This is a genomic window from Streptomyces sp. NPDC002144, from assembly GCF_053593695.1.
This window is the reverse complement of record NZ_JBSFDB010000073.1, coordinates 21,750-28,946: the sequence shown is the minus strand read 5'-3', so window position 1 is coordinate 28,946 and position 7,197 is coordinate 21,750. Positions and strand designations below refer to the sequence as shown.

The 7,197-nt window shown below is 66.0% G+C and carries 6 protein-coding genes; 3 read left to right on the top strand and 3 right to left on the bottom strand.

Annotated elements, in window-relative coordinates:
* The 3 genes from ACWCQ1_RS47175 to ACWCQ1_RS47165 all read left to right on the top strand — a co-directional run.
* On the top strand, nucleotides 1–211 hold a 211-nt coding region (locus ACWCQ1_RS47175; RefSeq protein ID WP_451029495.1), incomplete at its 5' end, for a hypothetical protein.
* A gap of 236 nt (nucleotides 212–447) precedes the next feature.
* Nucleotides 448–1,923 (top strand): DUF2637 domain-containing protein, encoded by a 1,476-nt coding sequence (locus ACWCQ1_RS47170; protein WP_451029498.1) that lies wholly within the window; start codon nucleotides 448–450, stop codon nucleotides 1,921–1,923.
* A gap of 47 nt (nucleotides 1,924–1,970) precedes the next feature.
* Nucleotides 1,971–3,223 (top strand): IS3 family transposase gene (locus tag ACWCQ1_RS47165; RefSeq protein WP_451029494.1). Its coding sequence is split into 2 segments (ribosomal slippage): nucleotides 1,971–2,253 and nucleotides 2,253–3,223, totalling 1,254 coding nucleotides; the frame shifts between segments, so codons are not numbered across the junction.
* Nucleotides 3,224–4,185: 962 nt separating this feature from the next.
* On the opposite strand, the gene ACWCQ1_RS47160 is transcribed toward ACWCQ1_RS47165, so the two are convergent.
* From ACWCQ1_RS47160 to ACWCQ1_RS47150, 3 genes are all read right to left on the bottom strand, one after another.
* Nucleotides 4,186–4,710 carry a DUF6879 family protein gene (locus tag ACWCQ1_RS47160; RefSeq protein ID WP_451029493.1) on the bottom strand — a complete coding sequence of 175 codons (525 nt, stop codon included), beginning with the start codon at nucleotides 4,708–4,710 and terminating at the stop codon, nucleotides 4,186–4,188.
* A 237-nt stretch (nucleotides 4,711–4,947) separates the two neighbouring features.
* Complete coding sequence (locus tag ACWCQ1_RS47155; protein ID WP_451029492.1) at nucleotides 4,948–5,571, bottom strand: 2'-5' RNA ligase family protein; 624 nt, start codon at nucleotides 5,569–5,571, stop codon at nucleotides 4,948–4,950.
* Nucleotides 5,572–5,584: 13 nt separating this feature from the next.
* Nucleotides 5,585–7,066: an XRE family transcriptional regulator gene (locus tag ACWCQ1_RS47150; RefSeq protein WP_451029491.1), complete on the bottom strand. Its 1,482-nt coding sequence runs from the start codon at nucleotides 7,064–7,066 to the stop codon at nucleotides 5,585–5,587.
* Nucleotides 7,067–7,197 lie beyond the last annotated feature (131 nt).

Genomic DNA, 7,197 nt, shown 5'->3' with positions numbered 1-7,197 from the left:
CACCACCCAAACCCCGCACCCCACCTCTCAACACATCAGCAACACACCAGGCCAACAGCCACCCCGCACACCAACAAACCCCCCACCGAACGACACCATCACCCGCCTCCAACACATCAACCAGGACCTCGACTGCTCACCGGAGACAGAGACCACCCAGCTCATCAACCACCTGCTGGGCGCCACGCGCGACGGGACACGAAACCGATGACCCCATCCCCCGCCCCTCGCACGTCCCTCCCTCACCGGCACGCCCGCCATGACGCGCGCCATCCGCGGGCGCAGCCCCCCGAAGACCCGCGCCGCACAGGCGACCACAACAGAGCAGGCCCCACCCCACACAGCCCGGCACCATCCCAGACCGCCCTCCCGCCAGGACAGGCCACGCCCCAGATCCAGTTGCTTCGCATCCACCGCGTCCTCATCGGAGCGATCGCGTGCGGCACCATGATCATCGCCGGCATCGGCTTCGCCGGCTCCTACACAGCCCTCCGCGACCTGGCCATCCGACAAGGCTTCGGCACCTTCGCCTACCTCTTCCCCATCGGCATCGACGCCGGCATCTGCGTCCTGCTCGCCCTCGACCTCCTCCTCACCTACCTCCGCATCCCCTTCCCACTGCTACGGCCCACCGCCTGGCTGCTGACGGCGGCCACGATCGCCTTCAACGCCGCCACCGCCTGGCCCGACCCACTCGGCGTCGGCATGCACGGCGTCATCCCCCTCCTGTTCATCGTCACCGTGGAGGCCGCCCGGCACGCCATCGGCCGCATCGCCGACCAGCACATGGAGGGCGTGCGCCTGGCCCGCTGGCTGCTGTCCCCCCTCCCGACCCTCCTGCTGTGGCGCCGCATGAAACTGTGGGAGCTGCGCTCCTACCAGCAGGCCATCAAGCTGGAGCAGGAACGTCTCGTCTACCAGGCCCGGCTGCATTCGAGGTTCGGCCGCGCCTGGCGCCGCAAGGCTCCGGTGGAGTCCCTGCTGCCGCTGCGCCTCGCCCGCCACGGCATCACCCTGGCAGACACCGCCCCCGCAGGCCTGACCGCCGCGGACATCGAACCCGAACTCCCGCCCCCGGCCCCACACCCCACCACGCCACCACCACAACAACCCACCCCCGCCCAGCAGCCCACCCCCGAGAAGACCAGCAGCATCCCCACCCCGGCCCCCCGACCCACCCGCAAGCCCGGCGCCGGAGGCGACCCCCGGAAACCGGCCAAGGACCCTCAACAACCCACCCCCCACCTGCAGACCGACCCAGACACCGCACAGTGGACACCACGCTTGCGCGGCCACCACAGCACGCCCCCCGCGGTCAACCCACCGCTAGCGCGCACACCGCCCCAGTCGGAACACCCCACCAACCCCGCCCACCACACAAGCGCCGTCAACGACAGGCACACCCCCTCCAACGCCCGCACGCTGCACCCCAACACGCCAGTCGACGACAGCGACCAGCCCCCCTCGCGCCCCGACTCGACAACCCTCGCCACCCAGGGCGAAGACCACCACCGTCGGCAGCCCGAGAGCACGACGTCAGACCCCTGCAATCCGCAGCAACACGCCCCCACTTCAGGCGCACACGCACACCGCACACCCCCAACCCGCCCCGCCATCACACCAGCAGCACAAGCAGACCGCAGCCCCCGGGCGAAGACCCCCGCAGCCCTCGCCAGGGACACCACCGAGCCACCCGGCCTCACCACCGTCGACCGCTACTACCTCGCCTGGACCACCTACCAAACCCACCACGGCACCGAACCCACCGCCCAACAACTCTCCACATACCTGGCCGCACACGGCCTGCACGGACGCAACCAACAACCCATCAGCCCCGCAAACCTCCGACGGCATTTCCTCCCCTGGCGCATCTACAACCTATGGACCAAACACCGCAAAGAAACCCCAGCCCCCTCCCCCTGAACCGCCCCGTGTCAGGTAGAGACTCGATTCCGTGAAAGGATTGAGTCATGGCACGACCCTCCCGTTACCCGCTTGAGCTGCGCCGTCGCGCGGTGCGCATGGTCGCCGAAGTGCGCGACGACTACCCGAACGAAACGGCCGCCCTGCAGGCGGTGGCGGACAAGCTCGACATCGGTTCCCGTGAGACGCTGCGGAACTGGGTGAAGCAGTACGAGATCGACGCAGGGCAGCGTCCAGGGACGACGACGGAGGAAACCGCCCAGCTCAAAGCGTTGAAGAAGGAGAACGCCGAGCTGAAGCGGGCGAACGAGATCCTGAAGGCCGCGGCGAGTTTCTTCGCGGCCGAGCTCGACCGGCCACACACGCGCTCGTAGCGTTCATCGACGAGCACCGGGACCGCTTCGGCGGGGTCGAGCCGATCTGCAGAACGCTCACCGCACACGACTGCCAGATCGCCCCTTCCACGTACTACGCCCATAAGAAACGCCTCGAAACCCCCTCTGCACGTTCCGTGCGCGATGAGGAGCTCAAGGAGAGGATCCACGAGGTCTACACGGCCAACTACCGTGTCTACGGAGCGAGAAAGATCTGGCGCCAGCTGAACCGGCAGGGGCATGCGGTGGCCCGCTGCACCGTCGAGCGCCTGATGCGTGAGCTCGGCATCCAGGGCGCGGTGCGCGGCAAACGCGTCATCACCACGATCTCCGGCGGGCAGGCTGAGCGGGCCCCCGACCTCGTCGACCGCGACTTCGTCGCCGGAGCCCCGGACCGCTGCTGGGTAGCCGACTTCACGCACGTGAAGACCTTCGCCGGCGTCGTCTATGTCGCGTTCGTCGTGGACACCTTCTCGCGCCGGATCGTGGGCTGGTCGGCCGCCACGGTGAAGGAGACGGTGTTCGTGCTGGACGCCCTGGAGATGGCGATCTGGCAGCGCGATCGGGACCAACGCCCCATCCAGCCAGGCGAGTTGATACATCATTCGGACGCCGGGTCGCAGTACACGAGCTTCCGCCTCGCCGAGCACCTGGACGCCGCGGGTATCGCGGCGAGCATCGGATCCGTCGGCGACGCGTACGACAATGCCCTGATGGAGTCCACGATCGGCCTGTTCAAAACCGAGTTGATCAAGCCTCAGCGGCCCTGGAAGACGCTCTCCCAGGTCGAGTTGGCCACCGCCGAGTGGGTCGACTGGTACAACCACCGCCGACTCCACGGTGAGATAGGGCATATCCCGCCCGTCGAATACGAAGCCAACTACTACACCGAACTCAAGAAATCCCAGGTCATAACCCAGATCTGAGATCTCTACCGAACCCGGGGCGGTTCACCCACCGACATAGCCCGAGAATGCGCCACCCACGGCATCACCGCCCAATACAACAAACCCGTCACCCCCCACCACATCACCAAACTCTCCACCGACTTCGAACGACGCTGGCGAATATTGAACGCACGAAATGCCCACACTCACAGACAAGTGCCGTCCACACCTGGACCCACGGCACCGATACAAGATGACGGAGCCTGGTCATAGGCTGGTGAACATCCACCTTTCCTCGAACGTGAAGCGGCAGCTGCGTAAACAGCGCCCCCACGTATCAACTCAGCACCGATCACGTGCCTTCACCAAGGACCGACGGTCTTCCTCACTGCGCAAGCCGCTACAGACAAGGCCATCAACATGACCCCTGGTGCCAGACGTGATGCGTGCTCGGCGCGAATGCGAGGACGGGGGTTCGGTCCTTGCCCGAAAGCAGGGCACCGCCCCCGCGGGCCTGTTGGTTCAGCCGCTCAGCCCGGTGCGGCCGTCGGGGACTCCGCGTGGATCTGCGTGCCGGTATCCGACAGCAGCTGGCCGCTCCACAGCATCCGAAAGCCTGTGTTACGCCGGAGCGGAAACCTGTCGTGACTATCTCGATTCCGCTCGCGTCGCTCACACGCAACACAATAGGCGCCCAGGTCCTCACCCAGGCGTTCGCCGCCGGCCGGGGCGGGGCCGGCGGCCCCGTGTGCGGCCAGCGTGGACAGGGCGGCGCCGGAGATCGTGAAGAAGGTGCGGCGCTCCATCACGGTTCGTAGTGCCTCTCTCAGAGCGGGTACGAAGCTGTGTGGTCCCAGCGGAACCACGCCGTCAGTCGTGAGCGGCAGCCAGTTCGGTCAATGCCGTGCGGCGTACCTGAGGAAAGGAAGCCGCGTCCTTGCGGAAGCCGCGCAGCCGGGCACCCAACGCCTGTAGTGCTTCGTCTCCTTGCATGCTCACGGTCAAGGCTTGTACTCGGAGTGAGGGATGGCGTCGGCCCATAGGAGGTCTCGCAGGCGCACACATTCGGCCACAGTGACCGGGTCTTCGACGATCTCCGATCCGAGCACTCTGCCCTGGGAGTCGAAGTGGCCCACGGCCAGGAATCGATCGTCGTAAAGCCACCAGTCGTTACCCGCCAGCGGAAAGAGAACGCCCTCTGGCAGCCGGTGCCGGGGAAGCCACCGGATCTCTTCGCCTGCCTCGTGATTGAAGGCAGCGGTGGCGTGCTCCCACTGGATGTAGGGGGTGTGTGGCTCTGTGATGACCCTGACACGCCGGACCGACTTCCCCTCCCCCGTGACACGTCTGATGAGCTGCGTCCACGGCTCCATATAGGAGTAGTCGACGCTCTCGCCGCGCAGCCAGCTCGCAAAAGGGCTGTCCTCGTCCGGAACCGAGTAGTCGTCCCTCAGCTCCAGATGGAATGCGTCCCGTTCGAAACTCTCAAAAAGCTGGTTGCGCTGGATGCTGGAGATCAGCTTCACACACGTCCTCCAGTAAGGCGGCGATCGCGGTCTTGGGAACCCCGACTGACCCCGAGCTCTGGGCCGGATGGAGATTCCGGACTACGAAGCGGTGGTCGCGACACGCCTGACCTCCCAGCAGGCAGTGCCCAATTCGACTGCAGGCGAGAGCTGCAGTCGAACAGTGATGAGACACGCATCGAGTAGGCACACGTTAGACCTCGAAATGTCCGGCGCCCCCCTTGTGTCACCATCTCGTCAACCGAGGGAAACGTCTGCGAAAGATTCCCACTCGTACATCTGGTTGTCTCTGTGGATCACAATCAACTCCACGCTTGAGATGCGGGCTTGCGCTGGTGTGGCATCGATGCCATTGAGGACCTGGCCGATCGGTGCCGCAGAACCGTCTTTGGCGCTGTAAGCGACCGAAATATGCGGAGTGAATCCCTCCGCTTTCTCGGGGACTGCGCCCAAGACGTCACCGATGGCAGCGCGTACGGCATCCCTGACATCCCGGACGGGACCGTCGGGGTGGACGTGGAGGAGAACCGCCTCAGGATCCACTACCGCTGGTCCAATGCGCAGGTCGAAGGCCGGGACGCTCGCCAGTCGTGTACGGGCCACTTCGACGATGGCGTTGACGTCCGATTCCTTGGTCTCGCCCACGAATCCAATGCCCTGCATGGTCAGGTGGAGCCACTGGTCCGGAACGGGAGTGAGGATATCGTCGAAATACGCAAGGGCGGAACGGTACTCTGCAGCAAGCCGGTGCACGTCTTTCTGGCCGTCGAACGTCAGGTGCCAAGTGTAGAAACGGCGCCCCACACTCCAACCCGGCCGCCACCACCAGTGGTTTCGAATGGTCTCGGTTTGATCCGTCATGGTAAGGATCAAATCAGGAGGAGGCCTTGCCTGGCGAGAGTGCGAGGTGCTGCGGCGCAGAGTCCCTACAGAACTCCTCGATAGCCTGCCGTAGGCCGATGGCTGCACTACTGCCTCCGCTAGGCCGGCCGATGCCGTAGGCCAGCTCGCCGAGTCGGCGTGTGACAGGCGTCAGGCGGTGGTCGGGCGGAAGGGCCAGAACGGGGGTGATAGCTTCGATGGCGCCTTCTGCCTCGCCGGTAGCGAGATGTGCCGAGGCCTCACTGATGTGGATCTGAGCCTCGGTGCCGTACGCCCTGACCGGCTGCACGGTCAGCAGAGCGAGGGCGTTGTCCGCGGACCGCAGGGCGTCCGCGGGATGGCCCAGTCGCAGCTGCACGGCGGCCGCGTAGTTTTCCTGCCGAGCCGGCTGGCAGGCGAAGATGCCTCCAATGTCGTCCGCGCCATTCATTGCGGCACGGGCGTCATGGGCACGGGCCAGCGCGTTCAACGCCTCTTCCTGAGCGCCTAGTTCGGACCAGGCATCGGCTTCCTGGCAGGCAAGCAGCACGGCTACCGTGCCTGTGGTGGGGTAGGCAGCGCCGCGTCGGGCGAAGTTGACGGCGTCACGAAGCCGTCTGTCCCAAAACGCCACCTTGGAACGCGTCGACAAGACCCAGGCGCGCAGGTCGTTGTGGCTGGCCAGTTCGGCGCACAGCCACGCAGTCCGGCCCTGGGTCTCCGCATCGCGCAGCTGACCGAGGTCGGACGACATCCAGGCCAGGAGCCCGCACAGATAGCCGGCGACGACGTATAGGTCCGTGGACTGGCGCGGGTATTGGTGGCCTTCCAGTAGGGCGAAGACACGATCGCGTAGTGCCCGGGTTCGAACGAATAGCAGGACGGGGTCTGAGGTGAGGTAGTCCGACGCGAGTGTCCGCGTCTCGGCCAGTAGTTGCTCAAGTGCGATGTCACCAACGTTTGATGCCTCAGCCCATTGCGCCCAGCTCGCGGACTCGTTAGCGGCAAGGCGCACCAGATCGCTTCCACCGGTCTCGGCCGGGGTGAGCTCCGGCGACGAGGCGACGGGCGCAACCGGCGGCTGCTCTGCGGGTGAAGAGCCGACAAGCAGGCGAAGATCAGCCTCTGACAGGGCCTGCCTGTCCTGCCAATCGAGCAGGTCCTCCACCCGGCACGCAAAAGCTTCCGCCATGGCGAACAGGACCGCGAGGCTGGGACGACGCGAGGATGGCCCTGGCCACTTCTCCCACTTGCCTACCAGCGACGCGTCAGCAGCAACGCACTCGCCAGGGTGTCTGCCGCTCGCCTGGGTGATCCGGTCCGCTGTCTCCTGCAGCGTCCAGCCGTGGGCGTGTCGCCACGCTTCCCTCGGCCGCATCCGGAAGCGGGCGCGCATCTCAACAGCCGTGTCCGCGAGGGTGCAGCCAGCGGCGCTCATGCCCTGACGAAGGGCGTCCCGGTCTGCTTTGGAGCCGGGCTTCGAAAGTGCATTCATGGGCACCCTCCCAGGCAGGTTTGATGGCACCACGGTAGCCGCGCCCGCCATCCGAACGAATGCCCCTGGCCAGCAGAAGCGGGCGTCCACAGCCCAAGAAATCGCCCCGACGGGCCAGATGACGCTGGTCG

What these genes read in the sequence shown, in the direction of transcription:
- ACWCQ1_RS47170 (WP_451029498.1), top strand. Translation starts at nt 448, where the DNA reads ATGATCATCGCCGGCATCGGCTTCGCCGGCTCCTACACAGCCCTCCGC.
- ACWCQ1_RS47155 (WP_451029492.1), bottom strand. Translation starts at nt 5,571, where the DNA reads ATGACGGATCAAACCGAGACCATTCGAAACCACTGGTGGTGGCGGCCG.
- ACWCQ1_RS47150 (WP_451029491.1), bottom strand. Translation starts at nt 7,066, where the DNA reads ATGAATGCACTTTCGAAGCCCGGCTCCAAAGCAGACCGGGACGCCCTT.